Origin of the sequence: Luteimonas composti (genome assembly GCF_042678665.1) — a bacterium.
GTDB classification, from domain to species: Bacteria; Pseudomonadota; Gammaproteobacteria; order Xanthomonadales; family Xanthomonadaceae; genus Luteimonas; species Luteimonas composti.
The window spans coordinates 175,696-200,731 of the sequence record NZ_JBHTKU010000005.1; the positions used below are offsets into that span (position 1 = coordinate 175,696).

The window sequence follows — 25,036 nt, forward strand, 5'->3', positions numbered from 1 at the left end:
CTGCGTCCCGGTCAGGAGCTACCTCCCCCGGCGGCCGGGCAGCGGCGCACGCGCCATGGCGAAGCCGGGAGATCCCCGATCGGTCGGACAGCGGACATGCGTTCCCCCTCCTTCGCCCATGCGCATGGGGATGGTAAGCAAGCATCATGCCGACCCTGCCTGCCCGCTGCACTCCGCCACCGACGGACGTTCCCGGGGAAGCGGCGGGGGCGCTCGGCTACACTGGCGTTTTTCCCCCAAAGCGCGTCATGACTTCTCCCGACCCGGCCGCCGCGGCAGCGGCGCCGTCCGATGCGGCCACCCCGGCCCGCCACGACTTCATCCGCCAGATCGTCCGCGAGGACCTGGCCAGCGGCAAGCACGACGCGATCCGCACCCGCTTCCCGCCCGAGCCCAACGGCTACCTGCATATCGGCCACGCCAAGGCGATCTGCCTGGACTTCGGCATCGCCGAGGAATTCGGCGGGCGCTGCAACCTGCGCTTCGACGACACCAACCCGGCCAAGGAGGACCCCGCCTTCGTCCGCGCGATCCAGGAGGACGTGCGCTGGCTGGGCTTCGACTGGGCCGAGCTGCGCCACGCCTCGGACTATTTCGAGGTCTATTACCTGGCCGCCGAGAAGCTGGTCGCGCAGGGCGACGCCTTCGTCTGCGACCTCACGCCCGAGCAGGTGCGCGAGTACCGCGGCAGCCTGACCGAGCCGGGCCGCAACTCGCCGTTCCGCGACCGCTCCGTTGAGGAAAACCTGGACCTGTTCCGGCGCATGCGCGCGGGCGAGTTCGCCGACGGCACGCGCACGCTGCGCGCGAAGATCGACATGGCCAGCGGCAACATCAACCTGCGCGACCCGGCCCTGTACCGGATCAAGCACATGCCCCACCCGATCGCGGGCGAGGGCTGGTGCATCTACCCCATGTACGACTTCGCGCATGCGCTGGGCGACGCGATCGAGGGCATCACCCACTCGCTGTGCACGCTGGAATTCGAGGACCACCGCCCGCTGTACGACTGGTGCGTGGAGCGGGTGGACCTGGCCGGACACCCGGCCCTGCTTGCGCCGCTGGTCGAGAAGGGCCTGCCCAACGTCGCCGCGCGGCCTCGACAGATCGAGTTCTCGCGCCTCAACATCAACTACACGGTGATGAGCAAGCGCAAGCTCACCCAGCTGGTCGCCGAGGGCCTGGTCGACGGCTGGGACGATCCGCGCATGTACACCCTGCAGGGCCTGCGCCGTCGCGGCTACACGCCGTCGGCCCTGCGCCTGTTCGTGGACCGGGTGGGCATCAGCAAGCAGAACTCGGTGATCGATTTCTCGGTGCTCGAGGGCGCGCTGCGCGAGGACCTGGACGCGCATGCGCCGCGACGCATGGCCGTGGTCGAGCCGCTGAAGCTGGTGCTGGCCAACCTGCCCGAGGGCCACGAGGAAACGCTGTCGTTCGCCAACCATCCCAAGGACGAATCGTTGGGGATGCGCGAGGTGCCGTTCTCGCGCGAGGTCTGGATCGAGCGCGAGGACTTCGCCGAGGTGCCGCCCAAGGGCTGGAAGCGGCTGGTGCCCGGCGGCGAAGTGCGCCTGCGCGGCGCCGGCATCGCGCGCGTCGACGAGGTGGTCAAGGACGACGAGGGCAACGTCGTCGAGCTGCGCGGCTGGCTCGATCCCGAGTCCCGTCCCGGCATGGAAGGCGCCAACCGCAAGGTCAAGGGCACCATCCACTGGGTGAGCGCGCAGCACGCCGTGCAGGCCGAGATCCGCCTGTACGACCGGCTGTTCTCCGCCGCCGACCCGGACGACGAAAGCGAGGGCCGGAGCTATCGCGACCATCTCAACCCGGACTCGCGGCGCAGCGTGCGCGGCTGGGTGGAACCGGCGGCCGCGGCCGCGGCGCCCGAACAGTCCTTCCAGTTCGAACGCCTGGGCTATTTCGTTGCCGACCGCGTCGACCATCGCAACGATGCACCCGTGTTCAACCGCAGCGTGTCGCTGCGCGATACCTGGGCGGCCAAGGCGTGAGCATGGCGATGTGGGCGCGCCATCTGTGCATGTTCTGCCTGGCGCTGGTGCTTGGGGCCTGCACGCCAGGCGCGGAACGGCCCGCGTCGGCGGAACCGCCGCCGGTGGCAGGGCCGGCACAACCTGCTGCGCCGGCGCTGGCGCCCGACCGCTCCTGCCGGCTTGCCAGCGACTGCACGGTGCGCAACGTCGGCAACTGCTGCGGCTACGCACCGGCCTGCGTCAACAAGGACGCGCAGGTCGACCCGGAGGCCGTGCGCGCGCAGTGCGCGCGCGAGGGCCTGTCCTCAGTCTGCGGCTGGCAGGACATCCAGGCCTGCGACTGCGTGCAGGGCCAGTGCAGCGCAGTGGACACGCTGTCGCCGGCGGCGCGCTGATGCTGTACGCACAGGTCCACCTCACCCTGCCGGCCTGGGTGCACGAACGCATCGACCTCGCGCGCGCGTATCCGGGCGACGAGGCCAAGGTCGCGCTCGCGATCGAGCTGTCGCGCCTGAACACCGAGGCCTGCAGCGGAGGCCCCTTCGGCGCGGCGGTGTTCGACGCCGGCAGCGACCGCGTCGTCTCGGTCGGCGTCAACCGCGTACTGCCGCAGAGCTGTTCGGTCGCGCATGCCGAGACGATGGCCTACATGCTCGCGCAGCAGCGGCTGCAGCGCGCGCGCCTCAACCGCGACATGGACGGCAACGTGGTCGGCCGCTACGTGCTCGCGACCTCGGCGCAGCCGTGCTGCCAGTGCTATGGCGCCACCGTCTGGGCAGGCATCGACCGGCTGCTGATCGGGGCGCGCTCGGAGGACGTCGAGTCGCTGGCCGCGTTCGACGAAGGGCCGCTGCCGGCCGACTGGGTCGGCGAACTGCAGCGGCGCGGCATCGAGGTGGTGCGCGACATCCATCGCAACGCCGCGTGCGAGGTACTGCGCGCCTACGGCGCATCCGCTCCCGGCCGCTACTGAACGGCGGATCGGGCGCAGGCCCGCACTACACTGGACCACGATGACCACGGGTCTGCTCTGCTACTGCCGTGCCGGTTTCGAACCGGACCTCGCCGCCGAACTCGGCGACCGTGCCGCGCAGGCCGGCGTCGCCGGCTATGCGCGCGCCAATCGGGGCGACGGCTATGTGGTGTTCCCGGGCGACGATCCGGCCATGGCCGCGCGCCTGCCCTGGCGCTCGCTGGTGTTCGCGCGCCAGTCGCTGGCGCTGTTCGCCGAATTGCGCGGCCTGGATCCGCGCGACCGCATCACGCCGATGCTCGGGGCGATCGAAGCGGCGTGCACCGGCGTGCGCTATGGCGACCTGTGGGTCGAACATCCGGATTCCGACGCGGGCAAGCCGCTGTCGGGGCTCGCGCGCAGCTTCGGCAACGCGCTCCGGCCCGCGCTGCGCAAGCGCGGCCTGCTCACGCCCAGCGCGGATACCGCATTGCCGCGCCTGCACGTGTGCTTCGTCGAGGGCGACCACGTCCTGCTCGCGCACGCCGAGCCCGCCGCCACCGCGCCGTGGCCGCTGGGCGTGCCGCGGCTGAAGCTGCATGCCGACGCGCCCTCTCGTTCGGCGCTGAAGCTCGAGGAGGCGCTGCTTGCCCTGCTCGACGACGCGCAGCGCGCGCGCTGGTTGCAGCCGGGCATGACCGCGGCCGACCTGGGCGCCGCGCCCGGCGGCTGGACCTGGGTGCTGGCGCGCCATGGCCTGCGCGTGACCGCGATCGACAACGGCCCGCTGCGCCAGCACGTGCTCGACACGGGCCTGGTCGAGCACCTGCGCGCCGACGGCTTCCGCTGGCACCCGTCGACCCCACTGGACTGGATGGTCTGCGACATGGTCGAGCAGCCCTCGCGCGTGGCGCGGCGCATGGGCGAGTGGTTCCGCGAAGGCTGGTGCCGGCAGGCGATCTTCAACCTCAAGCTGCCGATGAAAAAGCGCTGGCTGGAAACGCAGCGCAGCCTGGAGGCGTTCGTGGAGTCGGCCGGCGGCGCGGTCGAGGTGCGTGCGCGCCAGCTCTACCACGACCGCGAGGAAATCACGGTCCTCGCCAGGCGCGTGGCCGGCGCCTGAACGCGAGGCGGCGGGCGGGTCGCGCTTGACGCCTGTTTCATTGGGTGCTGCCGAGCATTGGGCCTCCCAACGTCCGGGAGTCCTCCCATGAACAACAGGAATCTCCAGTCCGGCATGCTCGCCGCCGCGATCGCCCTGGCCTGCGGGGTCGCTTCGGCGCAGCAGGCCGGCATGTCCCAGGTCCGCCACGCCGCCGACAGCGCGGCTGATGCGGCACGCCTCGAGGCGGAGGCCGCGCGCCTCGTCGCGCGTGACGCGCAGCAAGCCGCGGCCGTCGCCGAGGCCGCCGCCGATGCGCCCGCGCTGACCGCGCGGGGCGAGGCCAGCGCCGCCTACCATGCCCGGGTCGCGCGCGACGCGGCGCTACGTGCGCAGGAATCCGCGCAGTCGGCTGCCGATGCGGCCAATCGGAGCGGCGCGGCCAGCGGGGTCGGCCACGCCGGCACCGCCCAGCCGCTCGACGCGCTGGCCAAGGCCCACGGCGGCAGCCACGAGGCGGGGGTCGCCAGCCTGGTCGCGCAGCAGGCTGCGGCAGAGGCGGTGGTCTCGTCGCGCGCGGCGATCGAAGCCGTGAACGCGCCTCCTCCGCAGCCGCCCGTCGCGCCTGCCATGGCCCAGCCCGAGCCGCAGGTCACGGTGACCTCGCATGTTTCGGACCCGGCCATGGTGGCCGCCAGTCGCGCCTTCGACCAGCTGGATGCGGACCGCGACGGCGCCGTGTCGCGCACGGAAGCGGCCGCCGAAGCCGCACTTGCCACCGGCTTCGACGCGGTCGATACCAGCGGCGACGGCCGGATCGACCGCGACGAGTACACCGCGCGGATCCGCTGAAGCCGGGACCAGGCGCGGTAGGGCCTTGCCGCCGCCTCCGGGCGGCGGCTTCGCGTCGGGTCCTCCCCCCGGCTCACGCCGGCCCGGCCCTACAATCGCCTCCTTCCCACACGGCGTCCCTCCATGGCCTCCAGCCTGCTAGTCCTGCTCGACGACATCGCGACGATCCTCGACGACGTCTCGGTGATGACCAAGGTGGCGGCGAAGAAGACGGCGGGCGTGCTGGGCGACGACCTCGCGCTCAATGCCGAGCAGGTCAGCGGCGTACGCGCCGACCGCGAGTTGCCGGTCGTCTGGGCGGTGGCCAAGGGTTCGGTCCGCAACAAGCTGGTCCTCGTCCCGGCGGCGCTGGCCATCAGCTCGTTCCTGCCCTGGCTGGTGACCCCGCTGCTGATGGCCGGCGGCCTGTTCCTCTGCTACGAGGGCGCGGAGAAGCTGCTGCATCGCTTCCTGCACGGTCGCGACGAGCGGCAGCGACACCACGCCGCCCACGCCGCCGCACTGGCGGCCTCGAACGAAGAACTGCTGCAGCGCGAAAAGGACAAGATCAAGGGTGCCGTGCGCACCGACTTCATCCTCTCGGCGGAGATCATCGTCATCTCGCTGGGCACGGTCACCGACAAGCCGTTCCCGGTGCAGCTGGGCGTGCTGGTCGGGATCGCGGCGCTGATGACGGTCGGCGTCTACGGCCTCGTGGCGGGCATCGTGAAGCTGGACGACTTCGGGCTGTACCTGAGCCGCGGCATCAGCGGTTTCGCGCGCGCGGTCGGGACCGGCATCCTGCGCATGGCGCCCTGGCTGATGAAGGGGCTGGCCGTGGCCGGCACCGCGGCCATGTTCCTGGTCGGCGGCGGCATCCTGACCCACGGCTTCCACGCGGTGAGCGAATGGATCGGCGACGCGGCCGTGGATGCCTCGCACGTCCCCGGGATCGGCGTCGTGCTCGGGGCGCTGACCCCGATGCTGATCAACGCCGCGGTCGGGATTGCCGCCGGCGCGGTGGTGGTCGGGGCGATCGCGCTGGTGCGACGCCTGCGAGGCGCGTCTCCGGAAGCCGCGCACTGACCCCGCCCGGTCAGAGGCCTGCCGCGCGCCGCCAGAACATCCCCAGCAGCGGCGGCATCCTTCCGGCGATGCCGAGCAGGTGTCCCCGCAGCAGCGTGGGCACGACCGCGTCGTTGGAGAACAGCCGGTTGATGCCTTCGAAACTGTAGGCCGCGATCGTGTTGTCGCTGCGCCGGCTCCGCGCCCAGCGCGCGAGGCGCTGCGGGGAGTCCCAGCGCGCGCGCAGCCGCAGTGCATCGCGCACCGAGCGCTGGAGGGCGGCCACGTCGCGCAGCCCGAGGTTCACCCCCTGCCCGGCCAGCGGATGCACCGCATGCGCCGCATCGCCCGCCACGAGGATGCGTCCGCGCTGCTGCCGCGCCGCCAGCTGGCGCCGCAGCGGGAAGGCGACCCGGGGGCTCACGGGGAGGATCTCGCCCAGCCGCGCCTCGAAGGCACTGGTCAGCGCCTGGGCGAATGCGCCGTCCTCGAGCGCCAGCACGCGCGCCCCTTCGTCGGTCGGCAGGGTCCACACGATCGAACAGGTGCCGTCGGCGCAGGGCAGCAGCGCCAGCGGTCCGGTTGGCAGGAAGCGCTGCCAGGCCGTGTCCTGGTGCGGGAGTTCCGTGCGCACGTAGCCAACCACGCCCTGCTGCGCGTAATCGTGCGCATCGACCTCGATGCCGGCGAGCGAACGCAGGCGCGAGGCCGCGCCATCGGCCGCCATGGCGATGCGGGCCGACACCCGGCTGCCGTCGTCCAGCCGCAGGCGCAGGCCGTCGTCATCCTCGTCCAGCGCCTCGATCGTCGCCGGGCAGCGCAGGCGCACGCCGGACTGCTCCAGGCGCCGCCACAGCGCGTCGACCAGCAGGCCATGCTCGACGATGAAGCCCAGTTCCGTCCGCGCCAGCGCATCGGCGTCGAATACCACCGGTCCGCCACCCGCCGCATCCCAGACGTGCATGCGGCGGTAGGGGTGGGCGCGCGCGTTGCGCACATCGCGCCATGCGCCCAGCGCCTCGAGCAGGGCGACGTTGTCGGGCGCCAGTGCGTACACGCGCAGGTCGGGGGCCTCGCGCGACCAGGCCGGCGGCCGCCGGGCCTCGACCAGGCAGACATCCAGGCCGACCTCGGCCAGCGCCAGCGCGCAGGCCGCGCCGACCACCCCGCCGCCCACCACCACCACGTCGTGCGGATCGCGGCGACTCATGCCCCGGCTCCCCGGCACAGCGCCGGCACGTCGCCGCGATACCCCATCGCGCCGCCCGCCAGCATCGACTGCAGCGCAGGCACGGCGCCCAGCGCGGTCAGTCCGAAACTGCGCAACGGGCGGAGCAGTGGCGCAGGATTGGCGGTGATCCGCGCGAGTCCGTCCGAAAAGGCCAGCGTGCGCCGGCGATCCTCCTGCCTGCGCCGCACATAGGCATCGAGCAGCGCCGCAGCCCCGGGATCGTCCGCGCCGCCCAGCAGTTCGGCGAGCGTCAGCGCGTCGCGAAGCCCGAGGTTGAAGCCCTGCGCGCCGATCGGATGCAGGGCCTGGGCGGCATTCCCGACCAGGACCACGCGCCGCGCGGTGGTACGGGCGGCGACCACCCGCTGCGCCGGATAGGCGCTGCGCTCGCCCACCTCGAGGAAACGGCCGGCGCGCCAGCCGAAAGTATCCTGCACGCGCGCCAGGAAATCGCGCGCGCCGAGTGCCGCCACCCTGTCGGCCTCGTCCGTGGCGACCCCGTGGACCAGGCCGTAGCTGCCATCGCCACGCGGCAGCAGCGCGGTCGGGCCGGCGTCGCCCAGGCGCTCGTAGGCCGTGCCGTCCGGCGCCTGCTGCGTACGCAGCTTCGCCACGAACAGCCGCTGTCCGTAATCATGGGTGTCCGCCCCGATGCCGGCCGCGCGGCGCACCTGGCTGTCGGCGCCGTCGGCGGCCACGACCAGGCGCGCGGCCAGCACCCGCTCCCCTTCCGCGCCGGCCACGCGCACGTGCTGCAGGCCTGCGTCGCGACCTTCGTCGAAGCCGAGGAAGCGCAGCGGGCGCAGGCGCGTGATCGTGCCGGCCTCGGCCAGGCCAGCCTCCAGCGCTTCGCCCAGGTCGCGCGCCACCACCACCCGACCGAACGCCGTACGCCCGAAGTCCGACGCCCGCAGGCAGGCCTGGCCGAAATCGCCCGCGCGGCTGATGTGGATGCGGCGGATCTCGCCGGGTGCCCGCCGCAGTCGCGCCATCACCCCGAGCGCGCCGAGCGCGTTGACCGTGGCCTCGGCAAAACTGAGGTTGCGCTGGTCGAACACCTCGGGCATCGCCGCGGGCGGCGTCGCCTCGAGCAGGGTGGCGGCCACGCCGGCGCGATCGAGCGCCAGCGCCAGGCTGGCGCCGACCAGGCCGCCGCCGATGATCAACACGTCGTGGATCTGCAGGTCTGCCATGCGGCGCCATGATACCGGCAGCGGTCCTGCGGCCGGCGCGAAGGCGGCGACGGCCCGGATCGGCGCGAACGGGTAGAATGCCCCGGTTTCCTACGTCCGCGACCGCCCGCCATGACCCGATCCGCCCCAGACTCCCCGTTCGCACCCGGCCCGATGGTCCTGACGGCGATGATCCTGCTGGCCGCGTTCTCGCGGCTGCTGCCGCTGCCGCCGAACTTCGCGCCGATCGAGGCGATCGCCCTGTTCGGCGGGGCCTACTTCGCCCGCCGCGGCCTGGCCTTCGTGGTGCCGGTGCTGGCCATGCTGCTTGCCGACCTGGCCCTGGGCCTGCTGCGCGGCGATACCTACCTGGCCTACTTCACCACCGCCGGCTACCTGCCGAGCCTGCTGGCCAACTACCTGAGCATCCTCGCCACCGTGGTGCTGGCGTTCGGGCTGCGCGGCCGGGTCAATGGCGCGCGCGTGCTGGGCTATTCGCTGGCCGGTTCGGTGCTGTTCTTCCTGGTCAGCAATTTCGCGGTCTGGCTGACCGCGTTCATGGTGCCGGGCTATCCGGCGTGCAGCACCGGCCTGCTGCCGTGCTACGTGGCCGCCCTGCCCTTCTTCAAGACCACCCTGCTGAGCACGCTGGCCTATTCGGCCCTGCTGTTCGGCGGATTCGCCCTGCTGCGCAGCCGCCTGCCGGCGCTGCGCGCGCAGACCGCCTGACGCACGCAGGCCCGCCGTGGGCAACCGTCTCTCGAAGATCTACACGCGCACCGGCGACGACGGCACCACCGGCCTGGGCGACGGCAGCCGCATCGCCAAGGACGCGCCGCGCGTCGCCGCGTACGGCACCGTCGACGAGGCCAACTCGGCGATCGGCCTGCTGCTGGCGACGACGCTGCCGGAGGACGTGCGCGACCTGCTGGTCTCGGTCCAGCACCAGCTGTTCGACCTGGGCGGCGAACTGTGCATCCCCGGCCATGCCGCGATCTCGGACGCCGATGTCGCGCGCCTGGAGGAACGGCTCGACCACTACAACGCCGACCTGCCGCCGCTGAAGGATTTCATCCTGCCAGGCGGCGGCGAGGCTGCGGCGCGCTGCCACGTGGCGCGTACCGTCGTGCGCCGCGCGGAACGCGAGACGGTGACCCTGTCGCGCCACGAAGCGGTGCGGCCGCAGGCCATCGGCTACCTCAACCGGCTGTCCGACCTGCTGTTCGTGCTCGCGCGGGTGCTGGCGCGCGCCGGCGGGCACGGCGAAGTCGTCTGGCGGCACGAACGCCGCTAGGACAGCCCATGGCGCGCCTGCTCGGCTACACCCATCCGGCGTGCCTGGAGCACGACACCGGGCCGGGCCATCCCGAATGCGCCGACCGCCTGGGCGCCGTGCTCGAAGCGCTGCACGAGGCCTTTCCCTGGATCGAGTGGCGCGAAGCCCCGCGCGCGACCCGCGGCCAGCTGCTGCGCGTGCACGACCCGCGCCTGCTCGCCACCGTGCTCGCACCGCATCCGTCTGGCCGGGTCCGCCTCGATCCGGATACCGTGGTTTCGCCCGGCTCGCCCGAAGCGGCGCTGCGCGCAGTGGGCGCCGGTGTCGCCGCCACCGAGGCGGTGATGCACGGCGAGGCCGACGTGGCCTTCTGCGCGGTGCGTCCGCCGGGCCACCACGCCACCATCGACGCGGCGATGGGCTTCTGCCTGTTCGACAACATCGCCGTGGCCGCGGCGCACGCGCTCGACCGCTTCGGCCTGGCGCGGGTCGCCATCGTCGACTTCGACGTCCACCACGGCAACGGCACCCAGGCGATCTTCGAGCAGGAGCCGCGGGTGCTCTACCTCAGCTCCCACCAGGCGCCGCTGTATCCCTGGACCGGAGCCGGCAACGAGCGCGGCGCCGGCAACATCGTCAACGCCCTGCTCCACGCCGGCGACGGCGGCGAGGCGTTCCGCCGCTGCTGGGAGACCCAGCTGCTGCCCACGCTCGACGGGTTCTCGCCCCAGCTGGTGCTGATCTCGGCCGGTTTCGACGGCGACCGCCGCGACCCGATGGCGCAGCTTGAACTGGCCCCCGCCGATTTCGCCTGGCTGACCGGCGAGCTGCGGCGGCTGGCCGCGCACCACGCCGACGGCCGCATCGTGTCCATGCTCGAGGGCGGATACCACCTGCAGGCGCTGGGGGAATGTGCGGTCGCCCACGTCGGCGCGCTGGCCGGGAACCCGCCAGAAGCTGGATGAACCGGCGCTGGCGGCCTGCATTGCCGCTGCACATGGCTTCCGGCAAGCTAGCGACCTTTCCGCCCCCGGGATCCCGTCGCGTGCGACCTGCGTTCCGCCTGCTGCCCCTGCCGCTCTGCATCGCCCTGTCGCTGGCGGCCCGCGCGGACGACGACATCCCGGTCGACTGGTCGATGTGCCCGATCGAGGACGCGGTTCCGCTGTTCCCCGATGCCCAGCCACCGGTGGGCAACGTCGCCGACCGCGAGAACCTGCCGACCGACATCCAGGGCGACCAGACCATGGGCATGGACGGCGGCATCTACAACGTCACCGGCAACGTGACCCTGCGCCGCGGCGACCAGTTCCTCGGCACCGACAACATCGAGTTCGCCCAGGACACCGGCACCTACACCGCCACCGGCAACGTGCGCTACCAGGACTCGGGCATGCGGGTGGTGGCCGAGCGGCTGGAGGGCGACCAGAACACCGATTCGCACCGCATCGACAACGTGCGCTACCAGCTCACCGAGCGGCGCGGCAACGGCGGCGCCGAGCGCATCGAGATGCAGGAGTCGAAGGGCCGGATGTTCGAGTCCACCTATTCCAGCTGCCCGCCCAGCCAGCGCTGGTGGGAACTGCGTGCGCAGCGCATCGACGTCGACACCGAGGAAGGCACGGGCGTGGCGCGCAACGCGACGCTGCGCATCGGCAAGGTGCCGGTGCTGTACGTGCCCTGGCTGGCGTTTCCGATCGACGACCGCCGCCGCACCGGCCTGCTCTACCCGAGCATCGGGCTGTCCAGCCGCAACGGTTTCGACTGGCGCCAGCCGGTGTACTTCAACCTCGCGCCCAACTACGACCTCACCCTCACCCCGCGCTGGATGAGCAAGCGCGGGCTGCAGCTGGGCACGGAGTTCCGCTACCTGACCGATCGCGGCCGCGGCACGTTCGAGCTGCAGGCGCTGCCCTCGGACGACCTCACCTGGCGCGAGCGTCCGGAAGAGATCGCCGATTCGCGGATCCCGCCCGAGAACTACCGCGAAGAGGATCGCGGCATGTTCCGGTACACCGGCTCGCAAAACGTCAACCGGACCTGGCAGGCGAGGGCCAACATCTACTGGCTCAGCGATCCGCGCTGGATCGAGGACGACAGCAGCACCGCCGAGGGCATGGCGATCTCCTCCCTGCGCAGTACCGCCGGCATCTACGGACGCGGCCGCTACTGGAACGCCGCGGTTCTGGGCGAGTACCGACACCTCACCGACTACACGATCGACGAGTCGCGCCTGCCCTACAACCGGCTGCCCCGCACCTACCTGCGCTGGGAACAGCCCTTCGGGCGATTCGTCGCAGGTACCGACGCCGAGGCGGTGCGGTTCACGCACATCGACGGCGAGGCCAAGCCCGGCGGCAGCCGCCTCGACCTCAAACCGTTCGTGAGCCTGCCGCTTGAGGGTCCCAGCTGGTACGTGACCCCCACCCTGGCCTGGCGCTACACCGGCTACCAGCTCGACGACGAGTACGCCGAGCGGTCGCCGTCGCGCAGCCAGCCGATCGGCAGCGTCGATGCCGGGCTGTTCTTCGACCGCGACACGCGTTTCCGCGGAGAGAGCTTCCTGCACACGCTCGAGCCGCGCCTGTTCTACCTGAACTCGCCCTACCGCGACCAGGACGACATGCCGCTGTTCGATACCCGGCCGATGACCTTCAGCTGGGGCCAGCTGTTCCGCGACAACCGCTATTCGGGTGCCGACCGCCAGGGCGACGCCAACCAGCTGACCATGGCCCTCACCACCCGCCTGATCCGCGAGTCCGACGGGCGCGAGAAGCTGTCGGCCAGCATCGGCCAGATCCGCTACTTCGAAGACGCCAGGGTCACCCTTGGCAGCGAGGTGCCGGTCGAGAAGGGCAGCTCGTCCTGGGTCGCGGACGCCAACTACGCCATCAACGACCGCTGGACGGTGGGCGCTTCCTACCAGTGGAATCCGGCCACCCGCCGCGAGGACCTGGCGACGTTCCGGACGCGCTACCTGATCGGCGACGACGGCATCGTCAACCTCTCCTATCGCTACCGGCGCAACGTGCTGCGCCAGACCGACCTGCTCGAGCAGGTGGACCTGTCGTTCCTGTACCCGATCACCCCCGCCTGGAGCCTGGTCGGCCGCTACTACTACTCGCTGCAGGACCGCCAGGTGCTCGAAGGCATCGCCGGCGTGCAGTGGGAAAGCTGCTGCATCGCCGCGCGCCTGGTGGGCCGGCGCTACGTGCGCAACACCCGCGGCGAGATGAACGATTCGATCCAGCTCGAGATCGAACTCAAGGGCCTGGGCTCGGCCGGACCGGACAATCGGGGCCGGCTGCGCCGTGCTATCCTCGGCTATCACCGCGACGACCTCTACCTCGTCCCGCCGTCGGAGCTGCGCAGCGGCCTGGACGACGACGAGTATCCCGCAGAACTCTCCCCATGAAGATCCGCATCGCATCCGTGTGCGTCGCCCTGCTGTTGGCGGGCACCCTCCACGCGCAGTCCGTCGAGCCGCTCGAGCGCATCGCCGCCGTGGTCGACGAGGACGTCATCCTGCAGAGCGAACTCGACCGCGCCGTCCGCAACATCGTCGCGCAGTATGCGGGCCGCCAGAACCAGCTGCCGCCGCGCGCGGTGCTCGAACGCCAGGTGCTCGAGCGCCTGGTGCTGGTCAAGCTGCAGACCGCGCGCGCGGCGGAGACCGGCGTACGCGTGAGCGACCCCGAGCTCGACATGGCGATCGGCAACATCGCCCAGCAGAACAACCTGTCCCCCGACCAGCTGCGCCAGCAGCTGGCGCGGGACGGCATGTCGTTCGACGACTTCCGCAGCTCGCTGCGCGACGAGATGCTGATCCAGCGCCTGCGCCAGCGCTTCGCCCAGAGCCGCATCAGCGTCAGCGATGCGGAGGTCGACGCCGCCATGTCGGCGCAGGCCGGCGGCGCCCAGTACCAGCTGGCCCACATCCTGGTCGCCCTCCCCGAAGGCGCGACCCCGGAACAGATCGCGACCGGCCAGCAGAAGATCGACGGCATCAAGAGCCTGCTCGACCGTGGCGAGATGGAGTTCGGCGCCGCGGCCGTGCGCTATTCGGACAGCCCGAACGCGCTCGAGGGCGGAAGCCTAGGCTGGCGCAGCCTGGACGAGATCCCGGTGGCGTTCGCCAACGCGATCCGCACCATGTCGCCCGGCGACGTGATCGGCCCGATCCGCGGCCCCAGCGGCTTCCAGCTGCTGCAGCTGGTGGACACGCGCGAAGGCGCGCCGGCCGGTGCCGGCGGCACCGTGACCCAGTACAGCGCGCGCCACATCCTGGTGCGTCCGGCCGAGGGCCCGGGCGGCGACGGCGAGGCCAAGGCCCGGATCGACACCCTGCGCGCGCGCATCGCCGGCGGCGCCGACTTCCAGGAAGTCGCCCGCGAGCATTCCGACGACACCGTCAGCAAGGCCGAGGGCGGCGACCTCGGATGGTTCACCCAGGACGAGTTCGGCCCCGAGTTCGGCGGCCAGGTCTCGGTGCTGGAGGACGGCCAGGTGTCCGCGCCCTTCAAGACCCAGGCCGGCTGGCACATCGTCCAGCGCGTCGCCACCCGCCAGACCAGCGCCGGCGACGAGAACCGCCGCGCCCAGGTCCGCGAAGCCATCGGCCAGCGCAAGCTGGAAGACGAGTGGGACCGCTACGTGCGCGAAATGCGCGGCGAAGCCTACGTCGACCTCCGCGTCGGCAACGAGCAGGCCGCCGGCGACGGCGGCTGAGATGCCGCCGCCGCGGCTGGCGCTGGTGCCGGGCGAGCCGGCCGGCGTTGGACCGGAGCTGTGCGCGCGCGCGGCCCAGCGCTCCTGGGACGCGGACCTGGTGGCTTTCGGCGATCCGGCATCGCTGCTCGACGCGGCGGGCCGACTCGGCCTGCCGCTGACCCTGCTCCCGCCCGACGCGGACTCCGCCGGCCCTGGCGAGCTGCGCCTGCGGCCCGTACCGGCCCCGGTGCGCTGCCAGCCCGGGCAGCCCGCGGCCGGCAACGCCGGCGCGGTGGTCGCCGCCCTGACCGCAGCCGCCGACGCCTGCGCCCGGGGCGCGTGCGCAGGGATGGTCACCGGTCCCGTGCACAAGGCCACGATCAACCTCGGCGGGATCCCGTACACCGGCACCACCGAGCTGCTGGCCACCCAGGCTGGTTGCGACGTGGTGATGATGCTCGCCAACGACGTGGTCCGGGTCGCCCTGGCCACCACCCACCTGCCCCTGCGCGACGTGCCCGGCGCGATCACGCCGTCTGCGCTGGAACGGGTGCTGCGCATCCTGCACCGCGCCATGCACCGCGACTTCGGCATCGCCGCGCCGCGCATCGCCGTGCTCGGCCTGAATCCGCACGCGGGCGAATCCGGACACCTTGGCCGCGAGGAGATCGAGGTGATCGCCCCGCTGCTGGCGCGCCTGCAGGCCGAGGGCATGGCACTGCAGGGGCCGCTGCCCGCCGACACCGCGTTCCTCCCCGCCCGCCTGCGCGAAGTGGACGCCGTGCTGGCGATGTACCACGACCAGGGACTGCCCGTGCTCAAGTACAGCGGCTTCCAGCGCGCGGTGAACCTGACCCTGGGACTGCCATGGCCACGCGTGGCCGTCGATCACGGAACGGCCTTCGACCTGGCCGGCACCGGCCGCGCCGATCCGACCAGTCTTTTCGCCGCCATCGAGACCTGCGCGCGACTGGCAAGGCGCGAGGCAGGCTGAGTTTCCGCGCGGCGCCCTGTTTCCGCCGCCCCATCGTCTACCCTTTGCAGCGACGCCGCGGACCGGGTCCGCCGCAGGATTTCCCGCCATGCCCCCGACAGCACAAGACGCCACCATTCCCCGTCCCGCCACGCAGGACATCGACTGGAACGACTTCCTCAAGGTCGAGCTGCGCGTCGGTCGCGTGCTCTCGGCCCGCGCGTTCCCGGAAGCGCGCAAGCCGGCCTATGTGCTCGAGGTGGATTTCGGCCCGGACATCGGCGTGCGCAAGTCCAGCGCGCAGATCACCGCCCTGTACGAGGCGGATGCGCTGGTCGGGCGCCTGGTGGTCGGCGTGGTCAACTTCCCGCCCAAACAGGTCGGGCCGCTGATGTCGCAATGCCTGGTCACCGGTTTTCACGACGCCGAAGGGCGGGTCGCGCTGTGCGTGCCCGATCGCGATGTCCCGCTCGGGACGCGCCTCCTGTGAGCGGCTTCAGCCAACCGGCCAAGAAGTCGCTCGGCCAGCACTTCCTGCACGAGCGCGGCGTGGTCGACAAGATCATCCTGGCGGTGGACCCTAAACCGGGCGACCGCCTGGTCGAGATCGGGCCCGGCCAGGGGGCGATGACCTTCCCACTGCTGCAGCGCCACGGCAGCCTGACCGCGATCGAATTCGACCGCGACCTGCTCGCCCCGCTGGCCGAAGCCGCACGCGCCCACGGCGCACTGGACCTGGTGCACGCCAACGTCCTGGACGTGGACTTCACCGCACTGGCCGGAGGCAGCCCGATCCGCCTGGTCGGCAACCTGCCCTACAACCTGTCTTCGCCGATCCTGTTCCATGCCCTGGAGCACGCCGCGGCCATCCGCGACATGCACTTCATGCTGCAGAAGGAGGTGGTCGACCGCATGGCGGCCGCTCCCGGCAGCAAGGTTTACGGCCGACTGAGCGTCATGCTCCAGGCCTGGTGCAAGGTGACGGCGCTGTTCACGGTCGGTCCGGGCGCGTTCCGCCCGCCGCCGAAGGTGGATTCGGCCGTCGTGCGGCTGGTGCCGAGGCCGCCTGGCACGATCGGTATCGACGATCCGTCGCGCTTCGCGGCCATCGTCCGCGACGCCTTCGGCCAGCGTCGCAAGACCCTGCGCAATGCCCTGTCCGCGCAGTGCGACGAGGCGAGCATCCGCGGCGCCGGGATCGACCCGCAGGCGCGGGCCGAGCAGCTGGCCGTGGCCGATTTCGTGCGCCTGGCAAACCACGCCGGAGCCGCCGCCCGGGCGGAGACGTAGTCGAACCGTTCACGGCAAGCGCATACACTGGACACATGAGCCGCAACGCCGACTACAGCCTGGAGATCCAGATCGCGACCCAGTTCCTCGACGAGGAATCGGAGCCCGAGGACGACCGCTACGTCTTCGCCTACACGATCCGGATCCGCAACCTCGGCCGGCTGCCGGCGCAGCTGGTGGCCCGCCACTGGATCATCACCGACGCCAACGGCCGCACCGAGGAAGTCCGCGGCGACGGCGTGGTGGGCGAGCAGCCGCGGCTGGAGCCCGGCGAGCAGTTCGTCTATACCTCCGGCGCCACCCTGCCCACCGCGGTCGGCACCATGGAAGGCAGCTACGACATGGTCGGCGACGACGGCACCCGCTTCGACGCGCCGATCCCGCCCTTCACCCTGGCCGTGCCGCGCACGCTGCACTGAGCGCGCATGGCCGTCTGGGCGATCGGAGACCTGCAGGGCTGCTATGGCCCGACCCAGCGCCTGCTGGAGAAGATCCGCTTCGACCCGGCCCGCGACCGGCTGTGGTTCTGCGGCGACCTGGTCAACCGCGGCGGCGAGTCGCTGCAGACGCTGCGGCTGGTGCACTCGCTGCGCGAGAACGTGGTCAGCGTGCTCGGCAACCACGACCTGTCGCTGCTGGCCATCGCCGAGCGCAGCCGGCCCGAGCAGCGCAAGGTCAAGCCGGACCTGCAGTCGGTGCTGTTCGCCGACGACCGCGACGTCCTGCTCGACTGGTTGCGCCAGCAGCCGCTGGTCCACGTCGACCGCGACCTGGGCTGGCTGATGGTGCATGCGGGGCTCGCCCCCAAGTGGACCACCGCGATCGCCGAGCAGCACGCCCGCGAAGTCGAACGCAAGCTGCGCGGGCCCGAGGCGCGCAAGATGCTGCGCAACATGTATGGCGACCAGCCGGTCTGGTCGCCGCGCCTGCGCGGCACCGACCGAGACCGCGCGATCATCAACGTGTTCACGCGCATGCGCTACTGCTCGCCGCGAGGGCGCATCGCGTTCGAGGAGAAGGGCGCGCCGGGCACGCAGCAGCCTGGCCTGTACCCATGGTACGAAGTGCCCGGGCGGGTCGAGCGCGACCTCAGGATCGTCTGCGGACACTGGTCGGCGCTGGGCCTGTTCATCGGCCACGGCGTGCACGCGCTCGACACCGGCGCGGTCTGGGGCGGCACGCTCACCGCGCTGCAGCTCGATGCGGAAGGACTGAACATCGTGCAGGTGCCGGGCCGCGACGCACCGGCGAACGCCCGCCACGGCGACTGACGCTTCAGGCGGCGGACACGAGCGGACCGGCCGGGCCGACCCGCTGGTAGTCGACGAATTCGAATGCGAATGCGTGTCGCGCGTCGGCCTCATGCCGCTCGCGCGCGATCGGCTGCCAGTGCGCGGGGTCGAATCGCGGGAACCAGGCGTCGGCACCCGCCACTGCCGTGTCGACATGCGTGACATGCAGCCGGACGGCCCGCGGCAGCGCGAGGGCATACACCTCGCCACCGCCGATCACGCACAGCTCCTGCGCCCCCTGGGCGGCGGCCTGCCGCAAGGCCTCGTCCAGCGACGGCACCGCCCGCATGCCGTCGTACGGCACCCGCCCCTGTCGCGTCAGCACCATGTTCAGTCGCCCCGGCAGGGCACGCCCCAGCGATTCGGCGGTGCGGCGCCCCATCAGGATCGGCTTGCCGAGGGTGAGCGACTTGAAGCGCTTGAGATCGTCGGGCAGGTGCCAGGGCAGCGCATTGCCCTTGCCGATCGCGTACGCCCGATCGAGCGCCACGACCAGGACGACGCGCGGCCCCGCGTGGACGCCCGCCTGCGCCGCGCTCACACCGCCACCGGCGCCTTGATGGCCGGATGCGGGTCGTAGCCTTCGATCGCGATGTCGTCGTAGCCGAAGGCGAACAGGTCGGTGACCTCGGGGTTGAGCCGCAGCCTCGGCAGCGGCCGCGGCTCGCGCGCCAGCTGCTGCCGCGCCTGCTCGAAGTGGTTCGAGTACAGGTGGGCATCGCCGAGCGTGTGCACGAAATCGCCGACCCCCAGTCCCGTGGCCTGCGCCACCATGTGGGTCAGCAGCGCGTAGCTGGCGATGTTGAACGGCACGCCGAGGAAGATGTCGCCGCTGCGCTGGTAAAGCTGGCAGCTCAACCTGCCGTCGACCACGTAGAACTGGAACAGCGAATGGCAGGGCATCAGCGCCATCTGCGGCAGTTCGGCCACGTTCCACGCGCTCACCACCAGCCGGCGCGAGTCGGGGTTGCGGCGGATCTCGTCGACCAGCCACTGCATCTGGTCGATGTGCCCGCCCTTGCCGTCCGGCCAGGCGCGCCACTGGCGGCCGTATACCGGACCGAGTTCGCCCGACGCGTCGGCCCATTCGTCCCAGATGCCGACGCCATGGGCCTTGAGGTAGGCGATGTTGGTCTCGCCCTTCAGGAACCACAGCAGTTCGTGGATGATCGAGCGCAGGTGCAGCTTCTTGGTGGTGACCAGCGGGAAACCTTCGCCAAGGTCGAAGCGCATCTGCCAGCCGAACACACTGCGCGTGCCGGTGCCGGTGCGGTCGGACTTTTCGGCGCCATGTTCGAGCACGTGGCGCAGCAGGTCGAGGTACTGCCTCACCGGCCAGCCTCCAGCGGAACGGCCGGCTGCAGCGTGGGCGCGGTATGCGATTTCCACAGCAGGAACAGGCCCAGCAGCACCAGCGGCAGCGACAGCAGCTGGCCCATGGTCAGCCAGCCGAACGCGATGTAGCCGATGTCGGCATCGGGCACGCGCACGAACTCGACCGCGAACCGGAACACGCCGTACAGCAGCGCGAACAGGCCGCTGACGGCATATCTCGGCCTCGGCCGCGACGAATACCACCACAGCGCCACGAACATCGCCACGCCCTCGAGGAAGGCCTGGTAGAGCTGCGAGGGATGGCGTGCGAAGGCATCGAGCGCACCGCTGGCGAACTGCGCCTGCAGTTGCTCGGCGCTCCAGCCGGCGAAGCGCGGATCGGTCGGGAACACCACGCCCCAGCCGGCCTGGGTGTACTTGCCCCAGAGCTCGGCGCCGATGTAGTTGCCGATCCGCCCGAAGCCGAGGCCGGCGGGCACCAGCGGCGCCACGAAATCCATCGTGTCGAAAAAGTGCAGCCGGTACTTGCGCGACCAGATCCAGGCCGCCGCCAGCACGCCGAGCAGGCCGCCATGGAAGCTCATTCCGCCTTCCCAGAGCTTGAACATGCGCAACGGCTCGGCCAGGTAGCCGTCCAGGTCGTAGAACAGGATCGAGCCGATCCGCCCGCCCAGCACCACGCCGATCATCCCGTAGAACAGCAGGTCGCTGAACGCATTGGCGTCCACCGGCAGGCGGCCTGCGCGGATGCGCCGGCTGCCCAGCCACCAGGCGGTAACGAAGGCCAGCGCGTACATCAGCCCGTACCAGTGCACGCGCACCGGCCCGAACGCGAAGGCGACCGGGTCGATCTGGTGGAGATGGATCATGGGACGGACGGCACTCCGGTCGGACTGCCGTCATTGTGCCCGAGCGGGCGCCGCCGCGGCAGCGCCGGCCGCGGCATCGTTCAGAGCGGCACGTCCACGCCCGTCGTGGGCTTCTCCCCGCGACGGCGCGCATTGCGCTTGACCCACAGGTTCAGGCACTCGACCAGGGCAGAGAAGCCCATCGCGCCATAGATGTAGCCGCGCGGAATGTGCGCGTCCAGGCCCTCGGCGATCAGGTAGGCGCCGATCAGCAGGATGAAGGCCAGGGCCAGCATCTTGATCGTCGGGTTGTTGTCGATGAACTGCCCCAGCGGTCGCGCCGCCAGCAGCATCACCGCCACCGCGATCAGGATCGCCGCCACCATCACCGGGATGTAGTCCCCGGCCATGCCCACCGCCGCGATCACCGAGTCGAGCGAGAACACGATGTCGATGATCGCGATCTGCGCGATCACGCCGGCGAAGGACACCTTGGGCTTGGCGTCGACGTCCTCGGATTCGGGCTCGCCGACGATCAGGTCGCGGATCTCCATGCCGCCCTTCACCAGCAGGAACAGTCCGCCCAGGATCAGCACCAGGTCGCGCACCGAAATACCGTGGCCCAGCACGGTGAACAGGTCGCTGGTCAGGCTGGCCAGCCAGGCCAGGGTCAGCAGCAGGCCGATGCGGGTGATGCAGGCCACGGCGATGCCGAACTTGCGCGCGAACTCGCGCCGCTCCGGCGGCAGCTTGCTGACCGCGATCGAGATGAACACCAGGTTGTCGATGCCCAGCACGATCTCGATCGTGGACAGGGTGGCCAGCAGGATCCACACCTGCGGATCGCTCAACATCTCCAGCATCGAACACTTCCTCTAAAGTTTCAGAACCAGCGCGGGCCCAGCACCAGGCCCCACACCAGCACGACATTGACCATGCAGACGAACACCGCCGCGGACCCCATGTCCTTGGCGCGTCCCGCCAGTTCGTGATGCTCGGCGCCGTAGCGCTCGATCACCGCCTCGATCGCCGAATTCAGCAGCTCCACCGCCAGCACCAGCAGGCAGCTGCCCAGCAGCAGCGCCCGCTCCACGCCATCCTGGCCCAGCCACAGCGCCAGCGGCGCGAGCACCACCAGCAGGTACACCTCGAGCCGGAACGAGGACTCGTGCAGCCAGGCCGCCCGCAGGCCCTGCAGCGACCATACGGTCGCCTTCAGGATCCGGGCGGGACGTCGCGGCAGGTGCCCGGTTTCGTCGGCCATCAGGCGGCACCCTGGCCCGGCCCGCGGGCGGGTGCCCCGACCCGGCCGGGGCCGGAGCGGAACTGCGACGGGGTCGACAGCATGCGGCGTTCAGCGACGCGGCCGTAGCCGCAACCCGCCGATTTTGCCACAGACAGCCGTGATCCCGGCGTCCGGGACCTGCGGCGTCCCGTTCCGTGACGGCGGGCGGCCCACGCCTGGGGGTTCCGAACGCGCCCTGCCGCCGCCCCGCCTACTGTTGTCGCAACGCTTCGATCGGATCGAGCTGGCTGGCCTTGCGCGCCGGGTAGTAGCCGAAGAACAGGCCGGTGGCGATCGAGAAGCCGGCAGCCAGTGCGATCACCTTGCCGTTCAGTTCCACCGGCAACTCGGTGTTGATCTGCCCGACCAGCAGGGCTCCGGCCACGCCGATCAGGATCCCCAGCAGGCCGCCGCCCAGCGACAGCAGCATCGCCTCGGCCAGGAACTGGCGGCGGATGTCCGACGGCCCGGCGCCGACCGCCATGCGCAGGCCGATCTCGCGGATCCGCTCGGTCACCGAGACCAGCATGATGTTCATGATGCCGATGCCGCCGACGATCAGCGAGATCGTCGCCACCGCACCCAGCAGCCAGGACATCAGCCGCGTGGTCGCGGTGCGCGTGGCCACGATCTCGGACATGTTGCGCACGCGGAAATCGTCCTCGCCGCCGGGCGGAATGCGATGGCGCTGGCGCAGCAGCGATTCGATCTCGCCCTGCACGTAGCCCAGGTCGTCGGGGTTGGCGACCGCCAGCGAGATCTCCATCACCGCGCCGGGTGGCATGCCCATCGATCCCATCAGGCGGCGGCGCGCGGTCTCCAGCGGCACCATCACGATCTCGTCCTGGTCTCGGCCCCAGCTGCTCTGGCCCTTGGGCGCCAACGTGCCGACCACGGTCAGCGGCACGCGGCCGATGCGGATGGTCTCGCCGATACCGCTGTCCTCGCCGAACAGCTCGCGGCGCACGGTCTCCCCGATCAGGACCGACTTGTCGTCGCCGGCCTCGTCGAAGCCCGCGCCCTCGCGCACCACCCAGCCATTGATCACCAGGTAGTCGGCATCCACGCCCTGCCAGCTGCTGTTCCAGTTGCGCTCGGCGTAAACCACCTGGCTGCTGCCGCGCAGCGATCCGGAGATGTACTGGACCTCGGGAATCTCGCTGCGGATCGCCTCCACGTCGCCTTGGCTGAGGGTGAAGAAGCTGCTGGCGCTCATGCGCACGCCGCCGCTGGCGCGCGCGACGTTGGGCGAGATGTCGAGCCGCTGCGAGCCCAGCCCGGCCACCATCTTGTCGATCTCGGCCTGCGTGCCCTGCCCCACCGACACCATCACGATCACCGAGGCGATGCCGATGATCACGCCCAGCGAGGTCAGCGCCGAACGCATCCAGTTGCCGCGCAGGGCGAACAGCGCGGTGCGCAACACGTCGCTGAACTTCACGGGCGTTCCTCCTCGTGCAACTCGCCGTCGCGCATCACGCAGGTGCGGTCGGCATGCGCCGCGACCTCCGCATCGTGCGTGATCAGGACCACGGTGTGGTCCTCGTCGCGCAGCCGCTTGAACAGGGCCAGGATCTCCTCGCCGGTCTTCGAATCCAGCGCGCCGGTGGGCTCGTCGGCCAGCAGGATCGGCGGGCGGTTGATCAGCGCCCGCGCGATCGCCACGCGCTGCTGCTGGCCTCCCGACAGTTCGCTGGGCCGGTGGTGGGTGCGACCGCCGAGGCCCACCGCCGCGAGCGCCTCCTGGGCCATGCGCCGGCGTTCGGCCGGCGGCACCTGGGCGTAGCCCAGCGGCATGGCGACGTTGTCCTCGGCCGACATGCGTGGCAGCAGGTTGAAGCCCTGGAACACGAAGCCGATCTTGTCGCGGCGCAGCGCCGCCAGTTCCTCCCGGTCCAGCGTGGCGACGTCGATGCCGTCGCACAGGTACTGGCCGGACGTCGGCGTGTCCAGGCACCCGATCAGGTTCATCAGGGTCGACTTGCCCGATCCCGATGGCCCCATGATGGCGATGAACTCGCCGCGCGCGATGCGCAGGTCCACGCCATGCAGGGCCACCACCTCGGCCTCGGTGCCCTCGGCGTAGACCTTGCGCAGCGCGCGGGTCTCGATCACCGGCGTGTCGGCGCCGCTCATCGGCGTGCGCGCTCGCCGGTGATGATCACGTCGCCGGCCTCCACGCCGCCGCGGACCTCGGTACTGGTGCCGTCGCTGGCGCCCACGCGCACCTGCACCGGCTGCGGCGCGCCGTCGACCAGCTTGTAAAGGGTGACGCGCGTGGCGCCCAGGGCCGAGACCAGGGCCGCGTCCCAGCGCGCGCGCTGTTCGGGATTGAGCGTGCGGGTGAAGCCGGCGAACGACTCCTGCATGCGCTCGAGCATGCGCTGGCGCATCTGCGCCTGCATGCCGGCATCGCCGCCACCCTGGCCCATCCGGATCATCATGCCCGGCGGCGGGCCACCCTGGCCCCCGCCCGGTCCACGCTGGCCACCCGACTGGCGCGCGGCTTCCGCGCGCTGGCGCTGCGCGGCAAGCGCCGCGTCGAAGGCGGCGCGCTGCGCCTGGTCGAGGTCGAGTTCGCCCGCCACGCGCTCCAGTTCGCCCAGCATCGCGGCGCCGCCGCGGCCACCGCCCGCCTGCGGCGCGGCGGTATCGCCCACCGGCTTGTAGCGCAGCGCGGCGTTGCTGACCTTGAGCACGTCGCTGCGGTTGCTGACCTCGATCTCGGCATTGACCGTCAGGCCCGGCAGCAGGGTGTTGTCCGAGTTGTCGACGCTCACCACGACCGGGTAGGTGACCACGTTGTTGGTGGTGGTCGCGGCCAGGCGCACCTGGTCGACCACGCCGCGGAACTGGCGGTCCGGGAACGCGTCGGCGGTGAACGACACCGGCTGGCCCGGCTTGACCTGGCCGATGTCGGCCTCGTCCACCGCCAGCTCGATCTTCATCTTCGACAGGTCTTCGGCGATGGTGAACAGCTCCGGCGCCTGCAGGCTGGCCGCCACGGTCTGGCCTGGTTCGATGGTGCGGGTGAGCACCACGCCGTCGACCGGCGAGGTGATCACGGTGCGTTCGAAGTTGACCCGGGCGGTTTCGGTGGAGGCGTTCTGCTGGCGGATCTGGGCCTGGGTCGCGGCGACCTGGGCGCGCGCCTGGTCGAGTGCGGCGCGGGCGAGGTCGACATCGGCGCGGGAGACCAGCTGGCGCCCGCCCAGGTCGGCCTTGCGCCGGTAGTCCAGCTCGGCATTGCGCAGCGTGGCCTGGGCCTGCGCCAGCGAGGCGCGGGCGCTGGCGATCTGTGCGGCGCCCTGCTCGATCTGCGCCTCGTAGGTGCGCGGGTCGATGCGCGCCAGCACGTCGCCCTGGCGGACCTGACTGTTGAAATCGACCAGCACCTCGGTGACCTGCCCCGAGATCTGGCTGCCGACGGTGACCGTGGAGATCGCGCTGAGCGTGCCGGTGGCCGAGATCGCCACGCGGATATCGCCACGCTCGACCTGGACGGTGCGCCATGGCGATTCGTCGCCGCGTTCGGCCGCGCCCCGCCACCATACCCAGGCAGCGGCAGCCAGCGCGACGGCGACGACTGCGGCCACGAGATAACGGGGGGACAAGCGCCGGCGGCGGCTTGGGGGTCGGCTCATGCTTTGGTCCAGAGACAGTTCTGCGTCAGGCAGGCC

Annotated in this window: 26 protein-coding genes; 16 read left to right on the plus strand and 10 right to left on the minus strand. The window is 71.3% G+C overall.

What is annotated here, in order from left to right; all coding sequences use genetic code 11:
- Positions 1-248 precede the first annotated feature (248 nt).
- The 6 genes from ACFQ2D_RS15605 to ACFQ2D_RS15630 all read left to right on the plus strand — a co-directional run bounded on the left by ACFQ2D_RS15605 (position 249) and on the right by ACFQ2D_RS15630 (position 5,965).
- On the plus strand, positions 249-2,012 hold the full coding sequence (locus ACFQ2D_RS15605; RefSeq protein WP_280942872.1) for a glutamine--tRNA ligase/YqeY domain fusion protein: 1,764 nt from the start codon (positions 249-251) through the stop codon (positions 2,010-2,012).
- 2 nt (positions 2,013-2,014) lie between these two features.
- The gene (locus tag ACFQ2D_RS15610) at positions 2,015-2,389 is read left to right on the plus strand and encodes a hypothetical protein (protein WP_280942871.1); all 375 of its coding nucleotides are present in this window, start codon (positions 2,015-2,017) and stop codon (positions 2,387-2,389) included.
- Positions 2,389-2,967 carry a nucleoside deaminase gene (locus tag ACFQ2D_RS15615; RefSeq protein ID WP_280942870.1) on the plus strand — a complete coding sequence of 193 codons (579 nt, stop codon included), beginning with the start codon at positions 2,389-2,391 and terminating at the stop codon, positions 2,965-2,967. Before ACFQ2D_RS15610 ends, ACFQ2D_RS15615 begins: the two co-directional genes overlap by 1 nt.
- Positions 2,968-3,007: 40 nt before the next feature.
- On the plus strand, positions 3,008-4,069 hold the full coding sequence (gene rlmM, locus ACFQ2D_RS15620; protein ID WP_280942869.1) for a 23S rRNA (cytidine(2498)-2'-O)-methyltransferase RlmM: 1,062 nt from the start codon (positions 3,008-3,010) through the stop codon (positions 4,067-4,069).
- 87 nt (positions 4,070-4,156) lie between these two features.
- A complete protein-coding gene (locus ACFQ2D_RS15625) occupies positions 4,157-4,900 on the plus strand; it encodes an EF-hand domain-containing protein (protein WP_280942868.1) in 744 nt (247 codons plus the stop codon).
- A gap of 123 nt (positions 4,901-5,023) precedes the next feature.
- Positions 5,024-5,965 (plus strand): DUF808 domain-containing protein, encoded by a 942-nt coding sequence (locus tag ACFQ2D_RS15630; protein WP_280942867.1) that lies wholly within the window; start codon positions 5,024-5,026, stop codon positions 5,963-5,965.
- A 10-nt stretch (positions 5,966-5,975) separates the two neighbouring features.
- Here the strand turns inward: ACFQ2D_RS15630 and ACFQ2D_RS15635 are convergent, their stop codons facing one another.
- Complete coding sequence (locus tag ACFQ2D_RS15635; RefSeq protein ID WP_280942866.1) at positions 5,976-7,154, minus strand: FAD-dependent oxidoreductase; 1,179 nt, start codon at positions 7,152-7,154, stop codon at positions 5,976-5,978.
- Positions 7,151-8,368, minus strand: coding sequence for a 2-octaprenyl-6-methoxyphenyl hydroxylase (gene ubiH / locus ACFQ2D_RS15640; RefSeq protein WP_280942865.1), 1,218 nt, complete (start codon positions 8,366-8,368; stop codon positions 7,151-7,153). Before ubiH ends, ACFQ2D_RS15635 begins: the two co-directional genes overlap by 4 nt.
- 111 nt (positions 8,369-8,479) lie before the next feature.
- On the opposite strand from ubiH, the gene ACFQ2D_RS15645 reads away from it, so the two are divergent.
- The 10 genes from ACFQ2D_RS15645 (at position 8,480) to ACFQ2D_RS15690 (ending at position 17,867) form a co-directional block, all read left to right on the plus strand.
- Positions 8,480-9,076, plus strand: coding sequence for a DUF6580 family putative transport protein (locus ACFQ2D_RS15645; protein WP_280942864.1), 597 nt, complete (start codon positions 8,480-8,482; stop codon positions 9,074-9,076).
- A gap of 16 nt (positions 9,077-9,092) precedes the next feature.
- Complete coding sequence (locus tag ACFQ2D_RS15650) at positions 9,093-9,641, plus strand: cob(I)yrinic acid a,c-diamide adenosyltransferase (RefSeq protein WP_280942863.1); 549 nt, start codon at positions 9,093-9,095, stop codon at positions 9,639-9,641.
- Positions 9,642-9,658: 17 nt separating this feature from the next.
- Positions 9,659-10,588, plus strand: a complete 930-nt coding sequence (locus tag ACFQ2D_RS15655; protein ID WP_280942919.1) for a histone deacetylase family protein — start codon at positions 9,659-9,661, stop codon at positions 10,586-10,588.
- A gap of 80 nt (positions 10,589-10,668) precedes the next feature.
- Complete coding sequence (gene lptD, locus ACFQ2D_RS15660; protein ID WP_280942862.1) at positions 10,669-13,038, plus strand: LPS-assembly protein LptD; 2,370 nt, start codon at positions 10,669-10,671, stop codon at positions 13,036-13,038.
- Positions 13,035-14,351, plus strand: a complete 1,317-nt coding sequence (locus tag ACFQ2D_RS15665) for a peptidylprolyl isomerase (protein WP_280942861.1) — start codon at positions 13,035-13,037, stop codon at positions 14,349-14,351. Before lptD ends, ACFQ2D_RS15665 begins: the two co-directional genes overlap by 4 nt.
- A 1-nt stretch (position 14,352) precedes the next feature.
- A complete protein-coding gene (gene pdxA, locus ACFQ2D_RS15670) occupies positions 14,353-15,327 on the plus strand; it encodes a 4-hydroxythreonine-4-phosphate dehydrogenase PdxA (protein ID WP_280942860.1) in 975 nt (324 codons plus the stop codon).
- Between the two features lie 88 nt (positions 15,328-15,415).
- Complete coding sequence (locus ACFQ2D_RS15675; RefSeq protein ID WP_280942859.1) at positions 15,416-15,796, plus strand: tRNA-binding protein; 381 nt, start codon at positions 15,416-15,418, stop codon at positions 15,794-15,796.
- Entirely contained in the window at positions 15,793-16,596 is an 804-nt protein-coding gene (rsmA, locus tag ACFQ2D_RS15680; protein ID WP_280942858.1) for a 16S rRNA (adenine(1518)-N(6)/adenine(1519)-N(6))-dimethyltransferase RsmA, read from the plus strand. The genes ACFQ2D_RS15675 and rsmA overlap by 4 nt, the downstream gene beginning before the upstream one ends.
- Before the next feature lie 35 nt (positions 16,597-16,631).
- Positions 16,632-17,015, plus strand: a complete 384-nt coding sequence (apaG, locus tag ACFQ2D_RS15685) for a Co2+/Mg2+ efflux protein ApaG (protein ID WP_280942857.1) — start codon at positions 16,632-16,634, stop codon at positions 17,013-17,015.
- 6 nt (positions 17,016-17,021) lie between these two features.
- Positions 17,022-17,867: a symmetrical bis(5'-nucleosyl)-tetraphosphatase gene (locus ACFQ2D_RS15690; protein WP_280942856.1), complete on the plus strand. Its 846-nt coding sequence runs from the start codon at positions 17,022-17,024 to the stop codon at positions 17,865-17,867.
- A 4-nt stretch (positions 17,868-17,871) separates the two neighbouring features.
- Here ACFQ2D_RS15690 and ACFQ2D_RS15695 read toward each other — a convergent pair whose 3' ends face one another.
- From ACFQ2D_RS15695 to ACFQ2D_RS15730, 8 genes are all read right to left on the minus strand, one after another.
- On the minus strand, positions 17,872-18,429 hold the full coding sequence (locus tag ACFQ2D_RS15695; protein ID WP_280942855.1) for a dihydrofolate reductase: 558 nt from the start codon (positions 18,427-18,429) through the stop codon (positions 17,872-17,874).
- Positions 18,426-19,220 carry a thymidylate synthase gene (locus tag ACFQ2D_RS15700; protein WP_280942854.1) on the minus strand — a complete coding sequence of 265 codons (795 nt, stop codon included), beginning with the start codon at positions 19,218-19,220 and terminating at the stop codon, positions 18,426-18,428. The genes ACFQ2D_RS15695 and ACFQ2D_RS15700 overlap by 4 nt, the downstream gene beginning before the upstream one ends.
- The gene (gene lgt / locus ACFQ2D_RS15705) at positions 19,217-20,092 is read right to left on the minus strand and encodes a prolipoprotein diacylglyceryl transferase (RefSeq protein ID WP_280942853.1); all 876 of its coding nucleotides are present in this window, start codon (positions 20,090-20,092) and stop codon (positions 19,217-19,219) included. Before lgt ends, ACFQ2D_RS15700 begins: the two co-directional genes overlap by 4 nt.
- Before the next feature lie 80 nt (positions 20,093-20,172).
- Complete coding sequence (locus tag ACFQ2D_RS15710; protein WP_280942852.1) at positions 20,173-20,934, minus strand: TerC family protein; 762 nt, start codon at positions 20,932-20,934, stop codon at positions 20,173-20,175.
- 20 nt (positions 20,935-20,954) lie between these two features.
- Positions 20,955-21,335: a diacylglycerol kinase gene (locus ACFQ2D_RS15715; protein WP_280942851.1), complete on the minus strand. Its 381-nt coding sequence runs from the start codon at positions 21,333-21,335 to the stop codon at positions 20,955-20,957.
- A 232-nt stretch (positions 21,336-21,567) separates the two neighbouring features.
- The gene (locus ACFQ2D_RS15720) at positions 21,568-22,797 is read right to left on the minus strand and encodes an ABC transporter permease (RefSeq protein WP_280942850.1); all 1,230 of its coding nucleotides are present in this window, start codon (positions 22,795-22,797) and stop codon (positions 21,568-21,570) included.
- Positions 22,794-23,492, minus strand: coding sequence for an ABC transporter ATP-binding protein (locus ACFQ2D_RS15725; protein ID WP_280942849.1), 699 nt, complete (start codon positions 23,490-23,492; stop codon positions 22,794-22,796). Before ACFQ2D_RS15725 ends, ACFQ2D_RS15720 begins: the two co-directional genes overlap by 4 nt.
- Positions 23,489-25,000 (minus strand): efflux RND transporter periplasmic adaptor subunit, encoded by a 1,512-nt coding sequence (locus tag ACFQ2D_RS15730; RefSeq protein ID WP_280942848.1) that lies wholly within the window; start codon positions 24,998-25,000, stop codon positions 23,489-23,491. Before ACFQ2D_RS15730 ends, ACFQ2D_RS15725 begins: the two co-directional genes overlap by 4 nt.
- Positions 25,001-25,036: the final 36 nt, after the last annotated feature.

Excerpts from the sequence above, each read along its gene's own strand:
- ACFQ2D_RS15605 (WP_280942872.1), top strand. The coding sequence starts at position 249 with ATGACTTCTCCCGACCCGGCCGCCGCGGCAGCGGCGCCGTCCGATGCG.
- ACFQ2D_RS15725 (WP_280942849.1), bottom strand. The coding sequence starts at position 23,492 with ATGAGCGGCGCCGACACGCCGGTGATCGAGACCCGCGCGCTGCGCAAG.
- ACFQ2D_RS15665 (WP_280942861.1), top strand. The coding sequence starts at position 13,035 with ATGAAGATCCGCATCGCATCCGTGTGCGTCGCCCTGCTGTTGGCGGGC.
- ubiH (WP_280942865.1), bottom strand. The coding sequence starts at position 8,368 with ATGGCAGACCTGCAGATCCACGACGTGTTGATCATCGGCGGCGGCCTG.
- ACFQ2D_RS15645 (WP_280942864.1), top strand. The coding sequence starts at position 8,480 with ATGACCCGATCCGCCCCAGACTCCCCGTTCGCACCCGGCCCGATGGTC.
- ACFQ2D_RS15615 (WP_280942870.1), top strand. The coding sequence starts at position 2,389 with ATGCTGTACGCACAGGTCCACCTCACCCTGCCGGCCTGGGTGCACGAA.
- ACFQ2D_RS15675 (WP_280942859.1), top strand. The coding sequence starts at position 15,416 with ATGCCCCCGACAGCACAAGACGCCACCATTCCCCGTCCCGCCACGCAG.
- ACFQ2D_RS15610 (WP_280942871.1), top strand. The coding sequence starts at position 2,015 with ATGGCGATGTGGGCGCGCCATCTGTGCATGTTCTGCCTGGCGCTGGTG.
- ACFQ2D_RS15635 (WP_280942866.1), bottom strand. The coding sequence starts at position 7,154 with ATGAGTCGCCGCGATCCGCACGACGTGGTGGTGGTGGGCGGCGGGGTG.
- ACFQ2D_RS15690 (WP_280942856.1), top strand. The coding sequence starts at position 17,022 with ATGGCCGTCTGGGCGATCGGAGACCTGCAGGGCTGCTATGGCCCGACC.
- rlmM (WP_280942869.1), top strand. The coding sequence starts at position 3,008 with ATGACCACGGGTCTGCTCTGCTACTGCCGTGCCGGTTTCGAACCGGAC.
- ACFQ2D_RS15625 (WP_280942868.1), top strand. The coding sequence starts at position 4,157 with ATGAACAACAGGAATCTCCAGTCCGGCATGCTCGCCGCCGCGATCGCC.
- ACFQ2D_RS15730 (WP_280942848.1), bottom strand. The coding sequence starts at position 25,000 with ATGAGCCGACCCCCAAGCCGCCGCCGGCGCTTGTCCCCCCGTTATCTC.
- ACFQ2D_RS15710 (WP_280942852.1), bottom strand. The coding sequence starts at position 20,934 with ATGCTGGAGATGTTGAGCGATCCGCAGGTGTGGATCCTGCTGGCCACC.
- lgt (WP_280942853.1), bottom strand. The coding sequence starts at position 20,092 with ATGATCCATCTCCACCAGATCGACCCGGTCGCCTTCGCGTTCGGGCCG.
- pdxA (WP_280942860.1), top strand. The coding sequence starts at position 14,353 with ATGCCGCCGCCGCGGCTGGCGCTGGTGCCGGGCGAGCCGGCCGGCGTT.
- ACFQ2D_RS15715 (WP_280942851.1), bottom strand. The coding sequence starts at position 21,335 with ATGGCCGACGAAACCGGGCACCTGCCGCGACGTCCCGCCCGGATCCTG.
- apaG (WP_280942857.1), top strand. The coding sequence starts at position 16,632 with ATGAGCCGCAACGCCGACTACAGCCTGGAGATCCAGATCGCGACCCAG.
- ACFQ2D_RS15630 (WP_280942867.1), top strand. The coding sequence starts at position 5,024 with ATGGCCTCCAGCCTGCTAGTCCTGCTCGACGACATCGCGACGATCCTC.